Here is a 20,688-nt window from a genome sequence, read left to right as displayed (position 1 = left end):
TCCCCGACGGTTCGCGACCCGTGGAACAAGCCCTGTGACCTTACTGTGACGTCTACGCAGCCAGTTTTAACGCGGCCGTAGCCTGGCACAGTCTTCGAGGCCGGATCACGGCACTCGGTGTCACGCGACGGGGGCGTCTCCGAGCGTCTCGATGACGACGGAGGCGACCGCTTTCATGGTGGTGCGGCGGTCCATCGCGGCCCGCTGGATCCACGTGAAGGCCTCCGGCTCGGAGAGCGACTGGGACGTCATCAGCAGACCCTTGGCGCGCTCGATGAGTTTGCGCGTGTCGAGGCGGTCGTGGAGATCCGCGATCTCGGTCTCCAGCGCGGAGATCTCGGTGAACCGGCTGGCGGCCAATTCCACGGCGGGCACGAGGTCCGCCTTCGTGAAGGGCTTCACCAGATACGCCATGGCGCCGGCGTCGCGGGCCCTCTCGACGAGCTCGCGCTGACTGAAGGCCGTCAGGATCACGACCGGAGCCAACCGAGCCGCGGCGATCTCGGAGGCCGCGTCGATACCGTCTCGACGCGGCATCTTCACGTCCATGATCACCAGATCCGGAACCAGGGCGCGGACGAGGTCCACCGCTTCCTGACCGTCCGCGGCCTCGCCGACGACGTCGTACCCCTCCTCGCGCAACATCTCCACGAGGTCCAGCCGAATGAGTGACTCGTCCTCCGCGACCACCACACGACGTGGCTGCGACGGTGCCGGTGTGTTCACGCTGACTCGCCCTCCCTCGATGCACTGCTCCCCCGCGGCGGCGCCGTTCTCGACGCTGCGCCCGGGCCGTCGTCAGGGTACCGGTGCACCGCATCCGGCACCGATCTTCTACACTCGGTGACCGCACCAGCTCGCCCCGCGAGCGGTTCGCCCTCGTATCCCAATTGGCAGAGGAAACGGATTCAAAACCCGTGCAGTGTGAGTTCGAGTCTCACCGAGGGCACCAGTACATCTCCCCCGCAGCCGCTCAGGCCATCGATCGAACGTCCAGCGAGAGCGCGAATCCCGGATCGGCCGCCCCCGTCGTCAGGCGCAGCACGTGGCGCCCCACCCGTCGGCATGCGAAGGAGATCGGGAACGCCACAGCCTGCTGCTCCCCCTCGAGGTGACCGGCGACGGGCAGTTCGAACACGTGCAGAGGCTCGTCCTCGCCGTCCGTGATCTCCACCCGTACCCGCTCACCCGACACGTCGTCGGGGCCACGCTGCAGCAGGACCACCAGGTAGGCCTCGACGGGCTGCGCGAGGGACGGGACCACACACCAGTCCCAGATGCCGCCGAGCACGTCGAGCTTCTGGTCCGACTGGCGCGCGTAGTCGGCGAAGAAGGCACTCGTGACGATCATCGGACGACCCCGGCGGTGGGCACCGTGATCTGATGGGACGACAGAACCGCCGCATCATCGAAAGGCTCCGTCGTGTCCGTTCTGCTCTCCGCCGCCGTCGTCGCGGCGGGTGTCGGTTCCGCTGCGGTGGCCGGCGTCCTGCTGGCCTTCTCCATCGCCGTGATGCCGGCGCTGGGCGTACAGCCCGCGTCCGCCGCCACGGCGGTGATGACGCGCGTGAACGTGGTCATCGTCGCTCCCGTCTTCATGGTCCTGCTGTTCGGTACCGCGGCGGCATCGGTCCTCGCCGCCGTCACCGCGTTCCTCGAGCCTGGCACACCCGCCGTTCTCGTCGCAGCGGCGGCGGCGCTCTACGTCGCGGGCTGCCTCGGCGTGACCGTCGCCGTCAACGTGCCGCTCAACGATCGGCTCGCTGCCGCGGAGGACGTGTGGCCCGAGTACCTCACTCGGTGGACCCGGTGGAACCACGTCCGCGTGGTCGCAGGACTGGGTGCGTCGGTGCTGTTCGTCGTCGCCGGTGTCGCAGCATGACGGTGGTGCACGGCTTCGCCCCGCTCGTCGGCGACTCGCCGCACACGCTGGTGCTCGGTTCCATGCCGGGGGTCGCGTCGCTGACGGCCGAGCAGTACTACGCCCATCCGCGGAATGCGTTCTGGCCCATCATGACTCACCTCTTCCACCTACCCGGGGATGCCGGTTACGCGGAGCGCGTGCGCGCACTCACGGCCGCGGGCGTCGCGGTGTGGGACGTTCTCGAACTGTGCACTCGCGAGGGCAGTCTCGACTCGGCCATCGAGAGCGACACGGTGGTGCCGAACGACATCGACGCGCTGCTCACGGCCCACCCCACCCTGGACCGCATCGTGTTCAACGGCGCCGCGGCGGCGCGGCTGTTCGCTCGCCACGTGGCGCTGTCCCGGCCCGTCGAGACGTTCCGTCTGCCGTCCACCAGCCCTGCCCATGCCGCCCTGAGCACGGCGGCGAAGGTCGACGCCTGGCGCATCGTCGCGAGGGACGACCGGTGACCGCGACGGCCTCGAGTCTGCGCTTCGCGCTCCTCGTCACCGCTGCGAGCGGGTTCCTCGATGCCTACACCTACGTCAGCCGAGGCGGCGTCTTCGCCAACGCGCAGACGGGCAACGTCATCTTCCTGGCGATCGAGGTGTCGCGGACGCACTGGCGGGACGCGGCCCAACACCTCTGGCCGATCCTCGCGTTCGTGGTCGGTGTCTCGATCGCCAACGTCATCAAGACGGGACGCGCCGAACGCCGAGTGCACCGGCCGATCCGGTGGTCCATCGCGGCGCAGGCAGCCATCCTCGCCGTGGTGGGCTTCGTACCCGCCACGGTGCCGAATGCGCTGGTCACCGTGCCGATCTCGTTCATCGCCGCGCTGCAGATCGCCCTGTTCCGGAACATCGGCGATCTCAACTACATCGCGATCGCGATGACCGGAAATCTGATGCGCGTGACCGAGGCCGGCTTCGCTGCGATCGTCGACCGCGACTCCGCCGGCCGACGGGCGTTCGGTGTCTACAGCGCCGTGATCGCCGTGTTCGTCCTCGGCGCACTGGCCGGCGCCGCCGCGACCGGGTCCGTCGGCGTCCGCGCCGCGTGGATACCGGCCGCAGTGTTGGCGGCGACGCTCGCGATCTTCGTCATCGACGAGCGCACGCCCTGAACACCCCGGTCAGTCGTGGCTCACCGGTGACCCCGATGCGACCATGCCCCGCGCCAGCTCGAGTCGACGTCGGACGGCCGTGATCAACTCGTCGTCCGTCAGCGCGGCGGCGCTGGCGGCCAACTCGATCGACGCGTCGACTTCTCGAGGCTCGAGGTAGCGCGCGACGACGAGCGCCTCCACCGGATTCCGACCGAAGTGCCGTGCGACCGCGATCACGCGATCCGCACTCGGCGTGTTCTTCCCCAGTTTCCATCTCGAGACCGACGCGGGGTCCACCCCTGCAGCCCGCGCGATCTCCACTTGTGATGCTCTGTCTGTGACGCGGTTCAGATACTCCCACCACGTCTCCCCCACCCCGGACGTCTGATCCATGGCGCGAACACTACTGACACGGACGCAAGTTCACGCGCAGTGTGTCGATTGCCCGCCCGCCAGTGCATGTGTACCTTTCGTCTCGTGCGCGCAACGAGCGCGACACGATCGATCATCGGGGGGAATCGATGGCGAATCTCGAGCTGGACCGCGACGGGCTGGAACGACTACGGCGCTTCGCTCACATCACGACCGACGGGCAACTGGCCGAACGCATCGGGGTCGACCCGGCCACGGTCTCCCGCATTCTCAGCGGGAAGTGCGCGCCCGGAACGAAATTCATCGCCGGCCTGCTCTCGGAGTTCGGGACCGACCGCTTCGACGACGTCTTCGTGGTGACCGACGACCGCGTCATCGTGCCGGGAAATGGCGGATGAGCCCTTCCTGCACCACGGTCGCCACCAATTCTCCTCCGCGCGAGAAGAATCGGCCGGTGGCCAGTCCGCGGGACCCCGCGGCGACCGGCGACTCGGTGGCGTAGAGCATCCACTCGTCGAAGCGGAACGGACGGTGGAACCAGATGGAATGGTTCACTGTCGCGGCCACGATGCGGTCGAAACCCCAGGACAGACCGTGTGTGGTGATGATCGAGTCGAGCACCGTCGTGTCCGACGCGTATCCCATCGTGGCGACGTGCAGAGCGGGATCGTCGGGCAACGGTCCGTCGGACTTCATCCATACCCTGTTGTGGTTCGACCGTTCTCCGGTGCCCTTCATGATCCAGGCCGGATCATTGGCGTACCGCATGTCGATCGGCTTCAGCGCGTCCACGAACATCTTCAGACGGTCCTCGTACCCGTCGAAGTGGTTGCCCAGCGGCGGCAGCGATTCCGGGTACTCCACCTCGGGCCACTCGACGCTGTGCTCGAGGCCGCCGCGCGAGTCCTGGTAGGCGGCGAGCATGACGAACAGCTCCTCGTCACCCTGGTAAGCCGTCACCTGACGGTTGGCGAAGGCGCGGCCGTCGCGATGACGCTCCACGCGGAAAGTGATGTCTCGCTTGACATCTCCGCCGCGAATGAAGTGTGCGTTGATGGCGTGGATCGGCCTCGCCCCGCTGACGGTGCGGCCGGCCGCGACCAGCGCCTGGGCGACCAGCTGTCCGCCGAACGTTCTGCTCCCGACCTCTGCCGGGTGCCGGCCGACGTAGGTGTTCTCGTCGACCTCCGTGAGGTCGAGGATGTCCAGCAACACGTCGAGATCGCGTGAGCGCCCCGCCGTGGCGATCGGCGCGTCCCCCCGACGCGCCGATTCCGGTCTGTCGACCGTTCCCCCCAGTTCGGTCACTTACCGGTCCTCTTCTCCGATTCGGTGCACGTGGATCAAGTTGGTGGAGCCTACAGTGCCGGGAGGCGCACCGGCGACGATCACGACCTGGTCGCCGCGGTGATAACGGTCGAGCTCGAGCAACGACTTGTCGACCTCACGCACCATGCCGTCGGTGGTGTCGACGAACGGCACCAGGAACGTCTCGGTGCCCCAGGTCAGAGCGAGCTGACTGCGCACCTCGGGGATGGACGTGAAGGCCAGCAGCGGCAGCCGCGAATGCAGACGCGCCATGCGCCGCACGGTGTCACCGGACTGCGTGAAGGCGACGAGAGCGCGTGCGTCGAGCCGCTCTCCGATGTCGCGAGCCGCGTAGGAGATGACGCCGCGCTTGGTGCGCGGAGTATGGGTGAGCGCTGGAACCGCGTCGCCCTCCATCTCGACGGTCTCCACGATGCGTGCCATCGTGCGCACCGTCTCCATGACGAACTTGCCGACGGAGGTCTCGCCGGACAGCATGACGGCGTCGGTGCCGTCGAGCACCGCGTTCGCGACGTCGGACGCCTCCGCGCGGGTGGGACGCGAGTTCTCGATCATCGACTCGAGCATCTGCGTGGCGACGATGACAGGCTTGGCGTTGGCGCGCGCGATCTGGATGGCGCGCTTCTGCACCAGCGGCACCTGCTCGAGCGGGAGCTCGACACCGAGGTCACCACGCGCGACCATCACCGCGTCGAACGCGAGGACGATGGCCTCGAGGTTGTCGACCGCTTCCGGCTTCTCGATCTTGGCGATGACGGGGACCCGGCGGCCCACCCGGTCCATGATCGCGTGCACCAGCTCGACGTCGGCCGGCGACCGCACGAACGACAGTGCGATGAAGTCGACTCCCAGGGCCAGAGCGAACTCGAGATCCTCGGTGTCCTTGTCCGACATGGCGGGAACCGACACGTCCATGCCGGGGAGGGACACGCCCTTGTTGTTGCTGACGGGGCCGCCCTCGGTCACGCGGCAGAGGACGTCGTTGCCCTCGACACCGGTGACGACCAGACCGACCTTGCCGTCGTCGACGAGGAGGCGATCGCCTTCCTTGGCGTCCTGCGCGAGTTCCTTGTAGGTGGTGGAGACCCGATCGTGGGTGCCCTCGCACTCCTCGACCGTGATGCGGATCAGCTCACCGTTGGCCCAGGTGGTCTTGCCCTCCTTGAACCGGCCCAGCCGGATCTTCGGACCCTGCAGGTCGGCGAGGATGCCCACGGCCTTCCCGGTGGCGTTCGACGCCGCACGCACCCGCTTGTAGTTCGCCTCGTGGTCGGGGTAGTCGCCGTGGCTGAAATTCAGCCGAGCCACATCCATTCCGCTCTCGACGAGTTCCTTGATTCTCTCGTCGGTGGCAGTCGCCGGTCCCAGGGTGCATACGATCTTCGTCCGTCGGGTCACGGGCGCAAGCCTAGTCCCCGCCGGACCCGATTCCTATCGACGACGCCGCTCTATGTCCTGACAATTGGGCTACTGGCCAGTAGTTAACCGGGAGGTCGTTCAGGGTTTGAGAAGTTGGCCGTTCCCGTCGCGGACCTTGCTCACGAGCATCACGATGCCGTCGACGAGGCACCACAGCCAGACGGCCGCGTAGAGCGGGATACCGATCAACGCGCCGATGATCGTCACGGTCAGCAGGACGCTCACGATGAACGACACGAGCTGCGCGACGCCGAGCACCGTCGAGCCGATGTAGAACCGGCCGATGCCGAGCGGCAGACCGAAGAGCAGCGGGGCCAACTGGAGAACACCTGCCGTCACCTTCGACTTGTCGCCGAATGGTTCACCCGTCCCCATGTCTCGACCGAACGGCGCCATCGGATCGACGCCGTGGCCGCCCGCGAACGGTGGCTGCCCGTACTGCGGCTGCTGACCGTACTGGGGCTGCCCGTACTGCGGCTGGGCGTACTGCGGCTGGGCGTACTGGGGCTGACCGTACTGGGGCTGGGCGTACGGGGTGTCCGCGGCCGGCCGTGCGGACCAGTCCGTCGACTCGGGCTCACGATTCCAGGAGCCGTACTCGCCGACCGGGTAGCCGAAGGCAGCCGTGTCACCGGCCGACGGTTCGGGGTACGTCCCGGGCGACGGGTAGGACGGGTAGGCGCCGGAACCCGGACCCTCGCCGAAACTGGCGTTGGTGTTCCACCCCGGACCGGGAGTGCTCCCGGTGACGTCGTCGGACCCCACGGGGTCCGAGCCGGTCGACTTCTTCGTCAGGTCAGGCTTGTCCGGATCGGTCACGTCCCTCGTCCTCACTCGTCGTCGGGGTGGTCACCTCGTCGGTGGATCGGTCCTCGTCCTTCGCCGGAGCATCGGCGTCCGCCTCGTCCGTCACCTCGCCGTCAGGCTCGACCTCGTCGGTCCGGGTGCGCAGCGTGGCCGGTTCCTCACGACCCTTGGGCGCGAGGACGACGTACGCCAGCGCGAGCAGGAAGACGATGCCGGAGGTGAACGAGTTGACGCGGATGCCGCCGATCAGCGTCGCGAAGTCGCTGCGCATCAGCTCGATGACGAAGCGTCCGGCGCAGTAGCCCGCGACGTACAGGGCGAAGATGCGGCCGTGTCCGAGGCGGAAGCGACGGTCGACCAGCACCAGGAGCACGACGACAACGACGTTCCACAACAGTTCGTACAGGAACGTCGGATGCACGACCCGCTCGACGATTCCGGTGGAGACGCCGGCGAGGGAGTCGACCCGACCGTTGGCGTCGACGCGTTCGTAGATCTCGAGGCCCCACGGCAGGGTGGTGTCGCGTCCGTAGAGCTCCTGGTTGAAGTAGTTGCCGATGCGGCCGATGGCCTGCGCGAGGAGGATGCCCGGCGCGACGGCGTCGCCGAAGGCCGGGAGCGGTATCCCGCGTCGCCTGCAGGCGATCCACGCGCCGACACCACCCAGGAAGACGGCGCCCCAGATGCCGAGACCGCCCTGCCAGATCTTGAGGGCGTCGATCGGATTGCCACCCTCGCCGAAGTACGTCGGCGCGTCGGTGATGACGTGGTAGAGCCGACCGCCGATGAGACCGAACGGCACGGCCCACACGGCGACGTCGAGGACGGTCCCCTTGTCGCCGCCGCGGGCGACCCAGCGGCGGTCACCCCACACGATCGCGACGACGATGCCGACGATGATGAAGAAGGCGTACGCCCGCAGTGCGAGCGGCCCGACGTACCAGACGCCCTGCGGCGGACTGGGGATGTAGGCGAGCACGGCGGTGTTCGCCGCGAGCATCACGACGCGGCCTTCGCCGACCGCACGCCCTCGGCGAGTTCTGCGGTGAGCGCGGAGACGGCGCCGACACCCTGGTCGACGGCGGAGACGAGCGCGGATCCGACGATGACGGCGTCGGCGTACGCGGCGATCTCCGCGGCCTGGGCACCGGAACGCACCCCGAGGCCGATGCCGATGGGGATGTCGGAGTGCACGCGGATGCGGGACACCAGTGCGGGCGCGGCAGAGGACACCGCATCGCGGGCACCCGTCACGCCCATGGTCGACGCGGCGTAGACGAAACCGCTGCTCGACTGCACGGTGCGCGAGAGACGCTCCTCCGTCGACGACGGTGCGACGAGGAAGATGCGGTCGAGCCCGTGCTCCTCGGAGGCGCCGAGCCAGTCGCCGGCCTCGTCGGGGATCAGGTCCGGCGTGATCATGCCGAGGCCGCCCGCCGACGCGAGATTCGCGGCGAACTCGGTCACGCCGTACTTCATGACCGGGTTCCAGTACGTCATGACGACGGCCTTGCCACCGGCGTCGGCGATGGCCTCGACCACGGTGAAGACGTCGCGGACGCGGGCGCCGTTGGCCAGGGCGCGCCCTGCGGCGGCCGCGATGGTGGGGCCGTCCATGACGGGATCGGAGTACGGGACGCCGACCTCGATGATGTCGCAGCCGCTGTCGACGAGCGCGCGCACGGCGTCGATCGACTCGGGCACCGTCGGGAACCCGGCGGGCAGGTAGCCGACGAGGGCCGCGCGGTGCTCACCGCGGGTGTGGTCGAAGACCGGGCCCAACCGCGACGGACCGGAGTGCACCGGGATGGGGGTGGGGGTGCTCACGTCACGTTGCCCTTCTCGTCCAGGATGCCGAACCACTTCGCGGCGGTGTCGACGTCCTTGTCTCCGCGACCGGAGAGGTTGACCAGGATCATGGCGCCGTCACCGAGTTCACGGCCGAGCTTCACGGCACCCGCGATGGCGTGCGCGGACTCGATCGCCGGGATGATGCCCTCGGTCTTGCACAGCAGAGTGAAGGCCTCCATGGCCTCCGTGTCGGTGATGGGTCGGTACTCGGCTCGCCCGATGTCGTTGAGGTACGAGTGCTCCGGTCCGACGCCCGGGTAGTCGAGCCCGGCGGAGATGGAGTGCGAGTCGATGGTCTGACCGTCCTCGTCCTGCAGAAGGTACGAGAAGGCGCCGTGGAGGGCGCCGGGCGAGCCCGCACCGATGGTCGCGGCGTGGCGACCCGTCTCGATGCCGTCGCCGGCTGCCTCGTACCCGATCAGCCGGACGTCCGCGTCGTCGATGAAGGCGTGGAAGATGCCGATGGCGTTCGACCCGCCGCCGACGCACGCGGCGATGGCGTCGGGAAGCCGGCCGTGATCGTGCAGCATCTGCGCGCGTGCCTCCATGCCGATGATGCGCTGGAAATCGCGGACCATCATGGGGAACGGGTGCGGTCCGGCGACGGTGCCGAAGCAGTAGTAGGTCTCGTCCGCGTTGGTCACCCAGTCGCGCAGCGCCTCGTTGATGGCGTCCTTGAGTGTGCGCGAGCCGGACGTCACCGCGACGACGTCGGAACCGAGGAGCTTCATCCGGGCGACGTTGAGGGCCTGACGCTCGGTGTCCACCTCGCCCATGTAGACGAGGCACTCGAGGCCGAGCAGCGCACAGGCCGTGGCCGTGGCGACGCCGTGCTGGCCCGCGCCCGTCTCGGCGATGACGCGGGTCTTGCCCATCCGCTTGGCGAGCAGCACCTGGCCCAGCACGTTGTTGATCTTGTGCGAACCGGTGTGGTTGAGGTCCTCGCGCTTGAGGAAGATGCGGGCCCCACCGGCCTGCTTCGACAGATTCGCCGCCTCGAAGATCGGCGACGGGCGACCGGTGTAGTCGCGCTGCAGACGATCGAGCTCGTCGAGGAAGTCTCGATCTCCGCGCGCCTTGGCGTACTCGGTGGTGACTTCCTCGATGACGCCCATGAGCGCCTCGGGCACGTAGCGGCCGCCGTACTTACCGAAGTGTCCGCCGAGGTCGGGGTCGTGATCGGTGCGATCGGTGATGCCGTCGCTCGAGTTCGGAAGATAGCTGGTAGTCACGGTGTCGAGTCTGCCCGATGACACACCGGGACGACGAGCCGGGTGGAGCCTGAAATCAGCGCGCAGGCTTCGGGCAGGAGGGGTGCGTTCCGGCCGCGACCAGGTCACGCACCGCGGACCGCGGGTCGCCGCTGGTGACCAGTCCCTCACCGACGAGAACCGCGTCGGCACCCGCTCCGGCGTAGGCCAGAAGATCGGCGGTGCCGCGGACGCCGGACTCGGCGACCCGGATTATGTCCGACGGCAGGCCGGGCGCGATGCGGGAGAAGGTGTCCGGGTCGACGTCGAGCGTCTTGAGGTTGCGGGCGTTGACGCCGATGACCTTGGCGCCGGCCTCGAGCGCGCGGTCCGCTTCCTCCTCGGTGTGCACCTCGACCAGCGGGGTCATGCCGAGCGACTCGGTGCGGTCGAGCAGGGACGCGAGGGCGTCCTGCTCCAGAGCCGCGACGATCAGCAGGATCATGTCGGCGCCGTGGGCGCGAGCCTCGTGGATCTGGTACGGCCCGACGATGAAGTCCTTGCGCAGCACGGGGATCTCGACGGCGCGACGCACGGCGTCGAGATCGTCCAGCGATCCGCGGAAGCGGCGCTCCTCGGTGAGCACGCTGATGACGCGCGCTCCGCCCGACTCGTAGGCACCCGCGAGCACGGCGGGGTCCGGAATGTCGGCCAGCGCACCCTTGGAAGGGCTGGCGCGCTTGACCTCTGCGATGACGGCGATGCCCGGCTCGATGAGCGCGGCGGCGGCGTCGAGGGCCGGCCGCGCGGCGGCGGCGGCCTTCTTGACGGAGGCGAAGTCCACCACGGATTCACGGGCCTGCGTGTCGGCCCGTACACCGTCGAGGATCGAATCGAGAACGGTCATCGGTGTCCCCCGCGTCCTTCCGCCAGAGTGGTGAATGTCTGCTCGACATCGCAGTGGATGTGTGGCGCTGCTCATCCGGTGCGCTCAGAGTAGAGGCCGGAGTAACACCACCGACTAGCGGGTCTCACCGCCGCGGGGTCGGTCGTCGACACCGGTGGCGTCGTCGGTCACGGTCGGGTCGGCGCCGGAGTCCAGTGCGTCCCAGATGGCCCGCTCGCTCGGTTCCTCGTCGGCGTCCACTGCAGCAGACCGAACGTCCTGTTCGGCGCGCTCACGGCGCACCGCGGGACTGTCGTACCGAGCCGACAGGCCGGCCTTGGAGCGGGACGCGCGCGCGACCACGACGGCGGCGGCCAGCGCGAGCAGACCGCCCAGGAGCGCGAGTGCGGCGGGCGCGCGGCTCGCCTCCGCGGAGAGGACCTCGGCACGACCGGGGAGTTCCGCCAGCGCGCCGGCGCGCTCCGGATCCACGCCCGAGACGATCAACTGCACCGCGGGAACGGCGGCTCCGACACCGACGAGCGCGACGAGCACCGCGAGCAGCACCGTCCACCGTCCGCGGATCGCGAACAGAGCCGCCACCGCAGCGATGGCCGCGATGGCCAACGGCGTGGTCGCCGCGGCCCACGTACCCCCGACGAGCGAGGACGTCTGCTGCTCCCCCAGCCCGTCCGAGCTGACGACCCGGACCCAGGTCATGCGCGACGACGCCCACAGCGCCAGCGCCGCGAGAGCCAGGAGCAGCGCGGCGAGACCGACGCCCCCGCGTTTCACTCGGCGCCTCCGACGGTGGTCACCGTCTCCGCTGCGGCCACCGCGCTGAGCACCGCCATCGCCTTGTTGCGCGCCTCGGTGTCCTCGTACTCGGCGACCGAGTCGGCCACCACGCCGGCACCCGCCTGGACGTACGCGGTGCCGTTCTTGATGAGGGCGGAGCGGATGCAGATCGCCGTGTCGGCGTCCCCGTCGAAGTCGAGGTATCCGACGATGCCGCCGTAGACGCCGCGGCGGGTCGGTTCGAGTTCCTCGATGAGCTCCATCGCCCGCACCTTGGGAGCGCCCGACAGCGTGCCCGCCGGGAAGCAGGCGCGGACGGCGTCGAGTGCGTGCCTGCCCTCGTCGAGCCGACCCGTCACCGTCGACACCAGGTGCATGACGTGGCTGTAGCGCTCGACGTGGCGGTACTCGGTGACCTTGACCGTGCCCGGCTCGCAGACCCGCCCGAGATCGTTGCGTCCGAGGTCCACCAGCATGAGGTGCTCGGAGTTCTCCTTCTCGTCCACGAGGAGGTCCTTCTCGAGCAAGAGGTCGTCCTCCTCTGTGGCGCCGCGCCACCGGGTCCCGGCGATCGGGTGCGTCGTCGCGACACCGTCGGCGACCGTCACGAGGGACTCGGGGCTCGACCCGACGATCGAGAACGCGGTCTCGCCGTCCGCGCCGGGGACGTGCATCAGGTACATGTACGGGCTGGGATTGGAGCGTCGGAGCATGCGATAGACGTCGAGCGGCGTCGCGGTGGTCTCCATCTCGAAACGCTGGGACAGCACCACCTGGAACGCCTCGCCCGCCTCGATCTCCTCGACCAGGCGGTGCACGTCGGCGCCGAACCCCTCGGAGGTCCGCTGGCGCCGGAACTGCGGCTCGGGTCGCGAGAACGACGCCACCGTGGACTCCGCGGCGGACGACAGTGCGAGGGTCATGCGGTCGAGCCGTGCCACCGCGTCGTCGTACGCCTCGTCGACCCGCTCGTCGGTGCCGTTCCAGTTCACCGCGTTGGCGATGAGGGTGATCGCACCCTCGTGGTGGTCCACCGCGGCCAGATCGGTCGCGAGGAGCATCACCATCTCGGGGATCTTCAGATCGTCCTCGGTGAGTTCGGGCAGTCGCTCGATGTGGCGCACCGCGTCGTAGCCGAGATACCCCACCATCCCGCCGGTGAGCGGGGGCAGGTCCGGCAACCGTTCGGAGCGGAGCAGCTCGATGGTGGCTCCGAGTGCGTCCAGCGGATGGCCACCCGACGGGGCACCCGCCGGCGTCTCCCCCATCCACGCGGCCTCGCCGTCCACGACCGTGAGCGCACTGGGGCTGCCCGCACCGATGAACGACCACCGGGACCACGACCGCCCGTTCTCGGCGGATTCGAGCAGGAACGTGCCGGGCCGGTCCCCGGCGAGCTTGCGGTACGCCGACAGCGGAGTCTCGGAGTCCGCGAGGACCTTGCGGACGACGGGGACCACGCGATGGACGGCGGCCAGTTGGCGGAACTGCTCCCGGGTGGTGGTTCCGGGTGCCGGGTCCTTCTGCGAATCCATGGGGGTCATCTTCCCGGGTGCCGTCCCGCCGGGTTCGGGAGGTGCCGAACGCGGGGGTCGCACGGGCGGTGGGACACTCGACGAGTCGGAAACCGAACTGGTCGGTCGTGATCCGGCACGAGGAGAGGAACGCGCACCCGATGACCGCGACACCGCCGTCCGAGACACTGCCGGACGAGATGCGCTGGCTCACACCGGCACAGCAGGACGCCTGGCGCGTGCTGGTCGCCTTCGTGACCCGGTTGCCCGCCGCACTGGACACTCAGTTGCAGCGTGACTCCGGACTGACGCACTTCGACTACTTCGTGCTGGCGACGCTGTCCGAGGCTCCGGATCGTCGGCTGCGCCTACGCGAGCTCGCGGACTTCGCCAACGCGTCGCTGTCCCGGCTGTCGCACGTGATGACCAAGCTCGAGCGCGCCGGATGGGCCCGGCGGGAGAGCATCAGCGGCGGCCGCGGCTCCCACGCCGTTCTCACGGACGAGGGGTACGCGAAGGTGGTCGCCACGGCTCCCGGCCACGTCTCCACCGTGCGGTCACTCGTGTTCGACGGGCTGGACGACGAGCAGGTCGAGACGATGCGAGCGCTCGCCGAGGTCATGGTCACCAACCTCGACGCCGGCATCGCCCGCGACGGCGGTGGCTGACCGCCGGTACTCACGCGGTCGGGGGCTCGCTCAGCAACACGTCGGCGTCGAAGCACGAGTGATCACCGGTGTGGCACGCGCCGCCGGTCTGATCGACCGTCAGCAGGATCGTGTCACCGTCGCAGTCGAGGCGGACCTCGTGGACGTACTGTGCGTGTCCGGACGACTCGCCCTTGACCCAGTACTCCTGCCGTGACCGCGACCAGTACGTGCCCTTGCGCGTCGCGAGCGTCATGGCCAGGGCAGTGTCGTCCATCCACGCGACCATGAGCACGTCACCGGTGCCGCGTTCCTGCGCGACGGCGCACACCAGTCCGTCGTCGGTGCGCTTGAGACGGTCGGCGATCGCCGGATCGAGAACGGGGGCGCTCATCGAACCTCCACACCGTCCGCGCGCAGAGCGCCCTTGACGTCGCCGATGGTCATCTCGCCGAAGTGGAAGACGCTGGCCGCGAGAACGGCATCGGCACCCGCGGCCACGGCAGGCGCGAAGTGCTCGACGGCGCCGGCGCCGCCACTGGCGATGACCGGGACCCGGACGGCCGCGCGGACAGCGGTGATCATGGCGATGTCGAAGCCGGCCTTCGTGCCGTCCGCGTCCATCGAGTTGAGCAGGATCTCGCCCACCCCGAGTTCGGCCCCGCGGTGTGCCCACTCCACGGCGTCGACGCCGGTACCGCGGCGGCCGCCGTGCGTGGTCACCTCCCAACCGGACGCCGTCGGCGCCTCGCCCTCGGGCACCGTCCGGGCGTCGACCGACAGCACGATGCACTGCGATCCGAATCGAGAGCTCAACTCGCGCAACAACTCCGGTCGCGCGAGCGCTGCTGTGTTGACGGACACCTTGTCGGCGCCCGCTCGCAAGAGCGTGTCCACGTCCTGCACGGTGCGGACACCGCCGCCCACGGTGAGCGGAATGAACACCTGCTCCGCGGTGCGGGTCACCACGTCGAGCATCGTGGCGCGACCACCGGACGACGCGGTGACGTCGAGGAAGGTCAACTCGTCGGCACCCTCGGCGTCGTACTTCGCGGCGAGCTCGACGGGATCACCGGCGTCGCGCAGATCGGCGAAGTTGACGCCCTTGACGACGCGGCCCGCGTCGACGTCCAGGCACGGGATGACGCGTACGGCGACACTCATCTCCGGACTCCTTCCCGTGCGCGCGATGTCGGTGTGTACGAGGACGGCTCGCCGACTCCGGCGAGCACCTGCAGCAGTTCCTCGTGCACGCCGGGGGCTGCGGCGAGCACCGACGTCGAGGTCACCGTCCACGGCTCGCCCGCCAGATCGGTGACGATCCCGCCGCCGGCGCGGACCAGCATCGCTCCCGCGGCGTTGTCCCACGCATGGTGACCGAACACGATCGACGCACCGAGTGTTCCCGCCGCGGTGTACGCGAGGTCCAGCCCGGTCGACCCGTGCATGCGGATCCGTGAGGAGACGCGGCTGATGTCCGAGAGCACCTGCACCCGGTAGGCGCCGGGCAACCGGCCGCGGCTGTCGATGTTGAACGCACCGAATCCGACGATGGAGGAGGCGAGTGCGGAGATGGGCAGCGCGGGGAGCGCCTCCCCGTCACGATGCACGGGTCCGCCCTCCACCGCCCAGAAGCGTTGGCCGATCAGGGGAAGCCACGTCAGGCCGATGACCGGGCGCCCGTCGACGAGCAGCGACAGCAGTGTGCCCGCCGTGGGCAGCCCGAACGAGTAGTTGAAGGTCCCGTCGATCGGATCGAGTACCCACACGGTGCCGGACTCGACGGGTGGCCCGCCGAACTCCTCGCCGTGCACGGGGATCTGGGTCTGCTCCTGCAGTTCCTCGACCAGCCGACGTTCGAGCTCGAGGTCGACCGCGGTGGCGAAGTCGTCCGGCCCCTTGGCCACGGCGCTGGGCGCGCCGGCGCCCGCGACGAACCGCTCGTGGGTGCCGTCGAGCAGGGTGCGCGCGGTGGCCGCGAGAGCGTCCAGGTCCACGGCGGTCATGTCGCCGACGGTGCGCTGTCCGCGACGGCGGCGAGGGCCTCCGGCAGCGTGAAGCGGCCGGCGTAGAGGGCCTTGCCGACGATGGAACCCTCGACGCCCTTGTCGGTCAGCGTGGCGATGGCGACCAGATCCTCGACGGTGGACACTCCGCCGGACGCGATGACCGGCGCCTCGGTGACAGCGCAGACCTGTTCGAGCAGTTCGAGATTGGGGCCGGTGAGGGTGCCGTCCCGCGTGACGTCGGTGACCACGTACCGCGAGCACCCGTCGCGGTCGAGCCGCTCCAGCACCTCCCACAGATCGCCGCCGTCACTCACCCAGCCGCGTCCGCGCAGGCGGTGCTCACCGTCGACGATGCGCACGTCCAGTCCCACGGCGACACGATCGCCGTACTCACCGATGGCGCGGCGGCACCATTCCGGATCCTCGAGTGCGGCGGTGCCGAGGTTGACGCGCGCACAGCCCGTCGCGAGCGCTGCCCGCAGGCTCTCGTCGTCGCGGATGCCACCGGACAGCTCGACCTTCACGTCGAGTTCCCCCACCACGCTCGCGAGGAGGTCGCGGTTCGAACCGCGACCGAAGGCGGCGTCCAGATCCACCAGATGCACCCACTCGGCGCCGTCGTTCTGCCAGGCCAGCGCGGCGTCGCGCGGAGAGCCGTAGGCGGTCTCGCTGCCTGCCTCTCCCTGCACGAGACGAACAGCTTGACCATCGGCGACATCGACTGCGGGGAGAAGTACCAGGCTCACGTTCGACGAGGTTACCGGCACGATCCGCGGCGACACCGGGCAGGGCGGCGCGTCAGTCGGACAGCTCGGACCCGTCGGGCTCCTCGCCGAAGGATCGGCGAACGGACGCCTTCGCCACCAGCGACGCGCAGACGCCCGTGGCGACGAGTCCGACGGCCACCACCAGCAGCCCCACCGGACCACTCGGCTGCAGCAGCCAGAGGACGAGGGTGGTCGCGGCGAGCATCAGGGTCGCCGCACCGAGGACGAGCCCGGTGTGGCGACCCAGTGAGAACTCGCGGGGCTCGCTCATCCGAGGGTGCGGAGCCAGTTCTCGAGCAGCGTGGCGCCGGCGTCGCCGGACTTCTCCGGGTGGAACTGTGTCGCGGAGAGAGGGCCGTTCTCCACCGCCGCGAGGAACTCGCCGCCGTGATCGGCCCACGTGAGAACCGGAGCGGCGAGCGACTCGCTCGGTGCCATCTCCCAGTCCTGCACGCCGTACGAGTGCACGAAGTAGAAGCGCGTGTCGGGGTCCATGCCCGCGAACAGCACCGAGTCCTCGCCCGGGCGCACCGTGTTCCAGCCCATGTGCGGGAGCACCTCGGCCTGCAGCTTCTCCACGGTGCCGGGCCACTGGCCGCAGCCGGTGGCGGGCACGTCGAACTCGACGCCGCGGTCGAACATGATCTGCATGCCGACGCAGATGCCGAGCACGGGGCGACCCCCGGCGAGCCGCTTGTCGACGAGCTCGTCGCCGCGCACCGACAGCAGACCGTCCATGCATGCGCCGAACGCGCCGACACCGGGCACGACCAGTCCGTCGGCCTGCAGCGCGACTCGGTGATCGGACGTCACCGTGACGTCGGCACCCACACGTTCGAGTGCGCGCTGCGCCGAGTGCAGATTCCCCGAACCGTAATCCAGCAACGCGACAGACTTGCTGGTCACAAGCTTCCCTTCGTCGACGGCACTCCCGTGACCCGCGGATCGGGCTCGACGGCCGCGCGGAGGGCGCGAGCGACGGCCTTGAACTCGGCCTCGGTGACGTGGTGCTGGTCGCGTCCGTACAGCACCCGGACGTGCAGGGCGATACGCGCGTTGGACGCGATGGACTCGAAGACGTGGCGGTTGATCACCGTCGAGTACGGCGCGCCCGGATACCCTGCGATGACGGCGTGCAGCATGTGCTCCGGTTCCCCGGTGTGCACGCAGTACGGCCGACCGGACACGTCGACCGAGGCGTGTGCCAGCGTCTCGTCCATCGGAATGAACGCGTCACCGAAACGGCGAATTCCCTTCTTGTCGCCGAGTGCCTGGCCCAGCGCCTGGCCGAGCACGATAGCGGTGTCCTCGACCGTGTGATGCGCCTCGATCTCGATGTCGCCCTTCGCTTGCACAGTCAGGTCGAAACTTGCGTGCGTTCCCAGCGCGGTCAGCATGTGGTCGAAGAACGGGACACCGGTGGACACGTCGACGATGCCGGTGCCGTCGAGGTTCAGCTCCACCGTGATGGACGACTCCTTGGTGGTCCGCTCGATGCGCGCGATGCGGTTCGGGGTCATGATGCTGCTCACTGGAGATCCTCTGCTGGGGGTTCAGGTGGCGGGGGCGGACGAGTGGACGACGTCCTCGGACAGGTCGGCGCTGACGTCGAGGAACCGATCGTTCTCGGCCTCGGTGCCGATGCTGACGCGGAGATGCCCCGCTATTCCGACGTCGCGGATGAGCACGCCCTGATCGAGATACCGCGACCACACCGCGGGCGCGTCGTCGAAGAGGCCGAACAGCACGAAGTTGGCGCTGCTGGGCACCACTCGGTAGCCCAGGACGGCGAGCCGGGCGACGACGCGATCACGCTCGGCCGCCAGCTCGGCCACCGAGGCCAGCGTGTCGTCGGCGTGGCGCAGGGCGGCGCGCGCGGCAGCCTGGGTGAGCACCGACAGGTGGTACGGCAGCCGCACCAGCAGCAGTGCGTCCACGACGGCCGGAGCGGCCACCAGGTACCCGAGTCGCCCACCCGCGAACGCGAAGGCCTTGCTCATGGTCCGGCTGACGACGACTCGGCTGGGGAACTCGTCGATGAGGTCGACCGCGCTGGGCGCCGCCGAGAACTCGCCGTACGCCTCGTCGACGACGAGGATCCCGGTGGTCGCGGAAGCGAGACGCCGGAGGTCGTCGAGCGAGAGACTGTGTCCCGTCGGGTTGTTGGGGCTGGTGACGAACACGACGTCCGGCGTCATCGACTCGATCGCGGCCACGGCCGCGTCGACGTCCAGCGAGAAGTCGTCACGCCGATGCAGATCGAGGAACTCGGTCTGGGTGCCCGCCGAGATGATGGGGTGCATCGAGTACGACGGTACGAATCCCAGCGCCGTGCGTCCCGGCCCCCCGAACGCCTGCAGCAGTTGCTGCAGGATCTCGTTCGATCCGTTCGCGGCCCACAGGTTGTCGACGGTGACGGGCACCCCCGTACGGGCCGCCACGTACGCGGCGAGATCCGTGCGCAGTGCGACGGCGTCCCGATCGGGATAGCGGTGCAGCGACGCTGCCGCCTCCCGCACGGAGCGGGCGACGTCCTCCACGAGCGCTGCCGACGGTGGGTGCGGGTTCTCGTTGGTGTTGAGCTGCACCGGCACCTCGAGCTGCGGCGCACCGTACGGAGACTTCCCGACGAGCGAGTCGCGCAGCGGCAGGTCCGACAGTGCGGTCCCGGCGCCGGGCGCGGCCGTCACGATCGGCTCTCGAACCGCACGCGGACGGCATCACCGTGCGCCGGCAGATCCTCCGCGTTCGCGAGGGCGACGACGTGCTTCGCGACGCCGTCGAGAGCGTCGCGCGAGTAGTCGACGATGTGGATGCCGCGCAGGAAGGTCTGCACCGACAACCCGGACGAGTGACGGGCGCATCCGGCCGTCGGCAGGACGTGGTTCGACCCGGCGCAGTAGTCGCCGAGGCTCACCGGCGACCACGGTCCGACGAACACCGCTCCGGCGCTGCGGATGCGGCCCGCCACCTCGGAGGCGTTCTCGGTCTGGATCTCGAGGTGTTCCGCGGCGTAGGCGTCGACCGTGCGGATGCCGTCGTCCACCGTGTCCACCAGCACGATGCCCGACTGCTCACCGGACAGCGCCGTCGCGACGCGTTCGGAGTGCTTGGTGGTGAGCGTGCGCTCGGCGACCTCGCGCGTGACGGCGTCCGCCAGGGCGACCGAGGTGGTGACGAGCACGCTCGCCGCCAGCACGTCGTGTTCGGCCTGCGAGATCAGATCGGCGGCGACGTGCACCGGGTCGGCGGTGTCGTCGGCCAGGATGGCGATCTCGGTGGGCCCGGCCTCGGAGTCGATGCCCACCGCTCCACGGCACAACCGCTTCGCCGCGGTGACGTAGATGTTGCCCGGGCCGGTGATCATGTCCACGGGCTCGAGCGGCGCACCGTCGGTGTCCACGCCGCCGTAGGTGAGCAGTGCGACGCCCTGGGCACCGCCGACCGCCCAGACCTCGTCCACGCCGAGCAACGCTGCCGCCGCCAGGATGGTGGGGTGCGGGAGGCCGCCGAAGTCCGCCTGCGGCGGCGAGGCGACGACGAGGCTGCCGACGCCGGCGACCTGCGCGGGGACGACGTTCATGACGACGGACGACGGGTACACGGCGTTGCCGCCCGGTACGTATAGTCCGACTCGCTCGACCGGGACCCACTTCTCGGTGACGGTTCCACCGGGGACGACGGTGGTCACGGTCTCGGACCGACGCTGATCCTCGTGCACGATGCGCGAACGCTCGATGGACACCTCGAGTGCCGCCCGCACGTCGGGATCGAGCTGGTCCAGAGCCTTCTCGAGCTCGGCGGCCGGGACTCGCACGGAGTCGGGACGCACGCGGTCGAACGTCTCGCTGTACTCGAGCGCCGCGTCGGCGCCGCGCTCACGCACCGCCTCGACCACCGGGGTGACCAGATGCAGCACCGAGTTCACGTCCACTCCACCCCGTGGGAGAACCGCGCGCAGCTCGGCGGTGGACGGAGAGCTGCCGCGTAGATCCACGCGTCGCAACTCGGTGCGGGCAGTCATGGGTGATCCTCTCGGGTCGAGCAAGGGCGCGCCGGTCGGCGCACGTCGATTATCGCTCGAG

General features: G+C 69.4%; 26 protein-coding genes and 1 tRNA gene. 6 read left to right on the top strand and 21 right to left on the bottom strand.

Going from position 1 to position 20,688, the window contains the following annotated elements:
• Positions 1 to 120 precede the first annotated feature (120 nt).
• Complete coding sequence (locus ASG69_RS14800; protein ID WP_027506773.1) at positions 121 to 726, bottom strand: ANTAR domain-containing response regulator; 606 nt, start codon at positions 724 to 726, stop codon at positions 121 to 123.
• A 149-nt stretch (positions 727 to 875) separates the two neighbouring features.
• Here ASG69_RS14800 and ASG69_RS14795 point away from each other — a divergent pair.
• Positions 876 to 952, top strand: a tRNA-Leu gene (locus ASG69_RS14795).
• Positions 953 to 973: 21 nt separating this feature from the next.
• Here the strand turns inward: ASG69_RS14795 and ASG69_RS14790 are convergent.
• Positions 974 to 1,351 carry a hypothetical protein gene (locus ASG69_RS14790; RefSeq protein ID WP_056447944.1) on the bottom strand — a complete coding sequence of 126 codons (378 nt, stop codon included), beginning with the start codon at positions 1,349 to 1,351 and terminating at the stop codon, positions 974 to 976.
• A 72-nt stretch (positions 1,352 to 1,423) separates the two neighbouring features.
• On the opposite strand from ASG69_RS14790, the gene ASG69_RS14785 reads away from it, so the two are divergent.
• Genes ASG69_RS14785 through ASG69_RS14775 form a run of 3 tightly spaced genes read left to right on the top strand, consistent with a single transcriptional unit; the run spans position 1,424 to position 3,032 of the window.
• Positions 1,424 to 1,882, top strand: coding sequence for an anthrone oxygenase family protein (locus ASG69_RS14785; RefSeq protein WP_037186651.1), 459 nt, complete (start codon positions 1,424 to 1,426; stop codon positions 1,880 to 1,882).
• On the top strand, positions 1,879 to 2,376 hold the full coding sequence (locus tag ASG69_RS14780) for a DNA-deoxyinosine glycosylase (RefSeq protein WP_027506776.1): 498 nt from the start codon (positions 1,879 to 1,881) through the stop codon (positions 2,374 to 2,376). Before ASG69_RS14785 ends, ASG69_RS14780 begins: the two co-directional genes overlap by 4 nt.
• The gene (locus tag ASG69_RS14775; protein ID WP_056447941.1) at positions 2,373 to 3,032 is read left to right on the top strand and encodes a YoaK family protein; all 660 of its coding nucleotides are present in this window, start codon (positions 2,373 to 2,375) and stop codon (positions 3,030 to 3,032) included. Before ASG69_RS14780 ends, ASG69_RS14775 begins: the two co-directional genes overlap by 4 nt.
• Positions 3,033 to 3,041: 9 nt before the next feature.
• Here the strand turns inward: ASG69_RS14775 and ASG69_RS14770 are convergent, their stop codons facing one another.
• Positions 3,042 to 3,407 (bottom strand): helix-turn-helix domain-containing protein, encoded by a 366-nt coding sequence (locus tag ASG69_RS14770; RefSeq protein ID WP_082544652.1) that lies wholly within the window; start codon positions 3,405 to 3,407, stop codon positions 3,042 to 3,044.
• 128 nt (positions 3,408 to 3,535) lie between these two features.
• Between ASG69_RS14770 and ASG69_RS14765 the strand changes: the two genes are divergently transcribed.
• Positions 3,536 to 3,784 (top strand): helix-turn-helix transcriptional regulator, encoded by a 249-nt coding sequence (locus ASG69_RS14765; protein ID WP_027506778.1) that lies wholly within the window; start codon positions 3,536 to 3,538, stop codon positions 3,782 to 3,784.
• On the opposite strand, the gene ASG69_RS14760 is transcribed toward ASG69_RS14765, so the two are convergent.
• The 9 genes from ASG69_RS14760 to ASG69_RS14720 form a co-directional block, all read right to left on the bottom strand.
• Positions 3,759 to 4,634, bottom strand: a complete 876-nt coding sequence (locus ASG69_RS14760; protein ID WP_027506779.1) for an acyl-CoA thioesterase — start codon at positions 4,632 to 4,634, stop codon at positions 3,759 to 3,761. The two genes, ASG69_RS14765 and ASG69_RS14760, sit on opposite strands and share 26 nt — an antisense overlap.
• 60 nt (positions 4,635 to 4,694) lie before the next feature.
• Positions 4,695 to 6,113 (bottom strand): pyruvate kinase, encoded by a 1,419-nt coding sequence (pyk, locus tag ASG69_RS14755; RefSeq protein WP_027506780.1) that lies wholly within the window; start codon positions 6,111 to 6,113, stop codon positions 4,695 to 4,697.
• A 99-nt stretch (positions 6,114 to 6,212) separates the two neighbouring features.
• Entirely contained in the window at positions 6,213 to 6,953 is a 741-nt protein-coding gene (locus tag ASG69_RS14750; RefSeq protein ID WP_056447937.1) for a TM2 domain-containing protein, read from the bottom strand.
• Positions 6,931 to 7,941, bottom strand: coding sequence for a prolipoprotein diacylglyceryl transferase (gene lgt, locus ASG69_RS14745; RefSeq protein WP_056448086.1), 1,011 nt, complete (start codon positions 7,939 to 7,941; stop codon positions 6,931 to 6,933). The genes ASG69_RS14750 and lgt overlap by 23 nt, the downstream gene beginning before the upstream one ends.
• A complete protein-coding gene (trpA, locus tag ASG69_RS14740; protein ID WP_056448083.1) occupies positions 7,941 to 8,744 on the bottom strand; it encodes a tryptophan synthase subunit alpha in 804 nt (267 codons plus the stop codon). Before trpA ends, lgt begins: the two co-directional genes overlap by 1 nt.
• A gap of 20 nt (positions 8,745 to 8,764) precedes the next feature.
• Positions 8,765 to 10,024, bottom strand: coding sequence for a tryptophan synthase subunit beta (gene trpB, locus ASG69_RS14735; protein WP_027506783.1), 1,260 nt, complete (start codon positions 10,022 to 10,024; stop codon positions 8,765 to 8,767).
• Positions 10,025 to 10,079: 55 nt separating this feature from the next.
• The gene (trpC, locus tag ASG69_RS14730) at positions 10,080 to 10,889 is read right to left on the bottom strand and encodes an indole-3-glycerol phosphate synthase TrpC (protein ID WP_027506784.1); all 810 of its coding nucleotides are present in this window, start codon (positions 10,887 to 10,889) and stop codon (positions 10,080 to 10,082) included.
• A gap of 114 nt (positions 10,890 to 11,003) precedes the next feature.
• Positions 11,004 to 11,663 (bottom strand): TIGR02234 family membrane protein, encoded by a 660-nt coding sequence (locus ASG69_RS14725; protein ID WP_056447934.1) that lies wholly within the window; start codon positions 11,661 to 11,663, stop codon positions 11,004 to 11,006.
• Positions 11,660 to 13,201: an anthranilate synthase component I gene (locus tag ASG69_RS14720; protein WP_235578963.1), complete on the bottom strand. Its 1,542-nt coding sequence runs from the start codon at positions 13,199 to 13,201 to the stop codon at positions 11,660 to 11,662. The genes ASG69_RS14725 and ASG69_RS14720 overlap by 4 nt, the downstream gene beginning before the upstream one ends.
• Before the next feature lie 140 nt (positions 13,202 to 13,341).
• Between ASG69_RS14720 and ASG69_RS14715 the strand changes: the two genes are divergently transcribed.
• The gene (locus tag ASG69_RS14715; protein ID WP_056448080.1) at positions 13,342 to 13,848 is read left to right on the top strand and encodes a MarR family winged helix-turn-helix transcriptional regulator; all 507 of its coding nucleotides are present in this window, start codon (positions 13,342 to 13,344) and stop codon (positions 13,846 to 13,848) included.
• Positions 13,849 to 13,858: 10 nt separating this feature from the next.
• Here the strand turns inward: ASG69_RS14715 and hisI are convergent, their stop codons facing one another.
• From hisI to hisD, 9 genes are read right to left on the bottom strand one after another with little or no spacing between them, the layout of a single operon-like run.
• Complete coding sequence (gene hisI / locus ASG69_RS14710) at positions 13,859 to 14,221, bottom strand: phosphoribosyl-AMP cyclohydrolase (protein WP_056447928.1); 363 nt, start codon at positions 14,219 to 14,221, stop codon at positions 13,859 to 13,861.
• Positions 14,218 to 14,991, bottom strand: a complete 774-nt coding sequence (hisF, locus tag ASG69_RS14705; RefSeq protein ID WP_027506789.1) for an imidazole glycerol phosphate synthase subunit HisF — start codon at positions 14,989 to 14,991, stop codon at positions 14,218 to 14,220. Before hisF ends, hisI begins: the two co-directional genes overlap by 4 nt.
• The gene (locus ASG69_RS14700) at positions 14,988 to 15,833 is read right to left on the bottom strand and encodes an inositol monophosphatase family protein (RefSeq protein ID WP_056447925.1); all 846 of its coding nucleotides are present in this window, start codon (positions 15,831 to 15,833) and stop codon (positions 14,988 to 14,990) included. The genes hisF and ASG69_RS14700 overlap by 4 nt, the downstream gene beginning before the upstream one ends.
• A complete protein-coding gene (priA, locus tag ASG69_RS14695) occupies positions 15,830 to 16,582 on the bottom strand; it encodes a bifunctional 1-(5-phosphoribosyl)-5-((5-phosphoribosylamino)methylideneamino)imidazole-4-carboxamide isomerase/phosphoribosylanthranilate isomerase PriA (protein WP_056448077.1) in 753 nt (250 codons plus the stop codon). The genes ASG69_RS14700 and priA overlap by 4 nt, the downstream gene beginning before the upstream one ends.
• 52 nt (positions 16,583 to 16,634) lie before the next feature.
• On the bottom strand, positions 16,635 to 16,874 hold the full coding sequence (locus tag ASG69_RS14690) for a hypothetical protein (RefSeq protein WP_056447922.1): 240 nt from the start codon (positions 16,872 to 16,874) through the stop codon (positions 16,635 to 16,637).
• A complete protein-coding gene (hisH, locus tag ASG69_RS14685; RefSeq protein ID WP_056447919.1) occupies positions 16,871 to 17,509 on the bottom strand; it encodes an imidazole glycerol phosphate synthase subunit HisH in 639 nt (212 codons plus the stop codon). The genes ASG69_RS14690 and hisH overlap by 4 nt, the downstream gene beginning before the upstream one ends.
• Positions 17,506 to 18,123, bottom strand: a complete 618-nt coding sequence (gene hisB, locus ASG69_RS14680) for an imidazoleglycerol-phosphate dehydratase HisB (RefSeq protein ID WP_056448074.1) — start codon at positions 18,121 to 18,123, stop codon at positions 17,506 to 17,508. The genes hisH and hisB overlap by 4 nt, the downstream gene beginning before the upstream one ends.
• A gap of 33 nt (positions 18,124 to 18,156) precedes the next feature.
• Positions 18,157 to 19,293: a histidinol-phosphate transaminase gene (locus ASG69_RS14675; protein ID WP_056447916.1), complete on the bottom strand. Its 1,137-nt coding sequence runs from the start codon at positions 19,291 to 19,293 to the stop codon at positions 18,157 to 18,159.
• Positions 19,290 to 20,627, bottom strand: a complete 1,338-nt coding sequence (hisD, locus tag ASG69_RS14670; RefSeq protein WP_056447913.1) for a histidinol dehydrogenase — start codon at positions 20,625 to 20,627, stop codon at positions 19,290 to 19,292. The genes ASG69_RS14675 and hisD overlap by 4 nt, the downstream gene beginning before the upstream one ends.
• Positions 20,628 to 20,688: the final 61 nt, after the last annotated feature.

Origin of the sequence: Rhodococcus sp. Leaf225 (genome assembly GCF_001426145.1) — a bacterium.
GTDB lineage: Bacteria > Actinomycetota > Actinomycetes > Mycobacteriales > Mycobacteriaceae > Rhodococcoides.
Note: the sequence above shows the minus strand (reverse complement) of the source record. Positions and strands in the feature narration are given on the sequence as shown.

Coding starts and splice junctions, on each gene's coding strand:
- hisI (WP_056447928.1), bottom strand. CDS start 14,221: ATGAGCGCCCCCGTTCTCGATCCGGCGATCGCCGACCGTCTCAAGCGC.
- ASG69_RS14790 (WP_056447944.1), bottom strand. CDS start 1,351: ATGATCGTCACGAGTGCCTTCTTCGCCGACTACGCGCGCCAGTCGGAC.
- ASG69_RS14780 (WP_027506776.1), top strand. CDS start 1,879: ATGACGGTGGTGCACGGCTTCGCCCCGCTCGTCGGCGACTCGCCGCAC.
- ASG69_RS14715 (WP_056448080.1), top strand. CDS start 13,342: ATGACCGCGACACCGCCGTCCGAGACACTGCCGGACGAGATGCGCTGG.
- hisD (WP_056447913.1), bottom strand. CDS start 20,627: ATGACTGCCCGCACCGAGTTGCGACGCGTGGATCTACGCGGCAGCTCT.
- ASG69_RS14720 (WP_235578963.1), bottom strand. CDS start 13,201: ATGGATTCGCAGAAGGACCCGGCACCCGGAACCACCACCCGGGAGCAG.
- lgt (WP_056448086.1), bottom strand. CDS start 7,941: ATGCTCGCGGCGAACACCGCCGTGCTCGCCTACATCCCCAGTCCGCCG.
- hisB (WP_056448074.1), bottom strand. CDS start 18,123: ATGACCCCGAACCGCATCGCGCGCATCGAGCGGACCACCAAGGAGTCG.
- hisF (WP_027506789.1), bottom strand. CDS start 14,991: ATGAGTGTCGCCGTACGCGTCATCCCGTGCCTGGACGTCGACGCGGGC.
- ASG69_RS14700 (WP_056447925.1), bottom strand. CDS start 15,833: ATGACCGCCGTGGACCTGGACGCTCTCGCGGCCACCGCGCGCACCCTG.
- trpC (WP_027506784.1), bottom strand. CDS start 10,889: ATGACCGTTCTCGATTCGATCCTCGACGGTGTACGGGCCGACACGCAG.
- ASG69_RS14690 (WP_056447922.1), bottom strand. CDS start 16,874: ATGAGCGAGCCCCGCGAGTTCTCACTGGGTCGCCACACCGGGCTCGTC.
- ASG69_RS14765 (WP_027506778.1), top strand. CDS start 3,536: ATGGCGAATCTCGAGCTGGACCGCGACGGGCTGGAACGACTACGGCGC.
- ASG69_RS14770 (WP_082544652.1), bottom strand. CDS start 3,407: ATGGATCAGACGTCCGGGGTGGGGGAGACGTGGTGGGAGTATCTGAAC.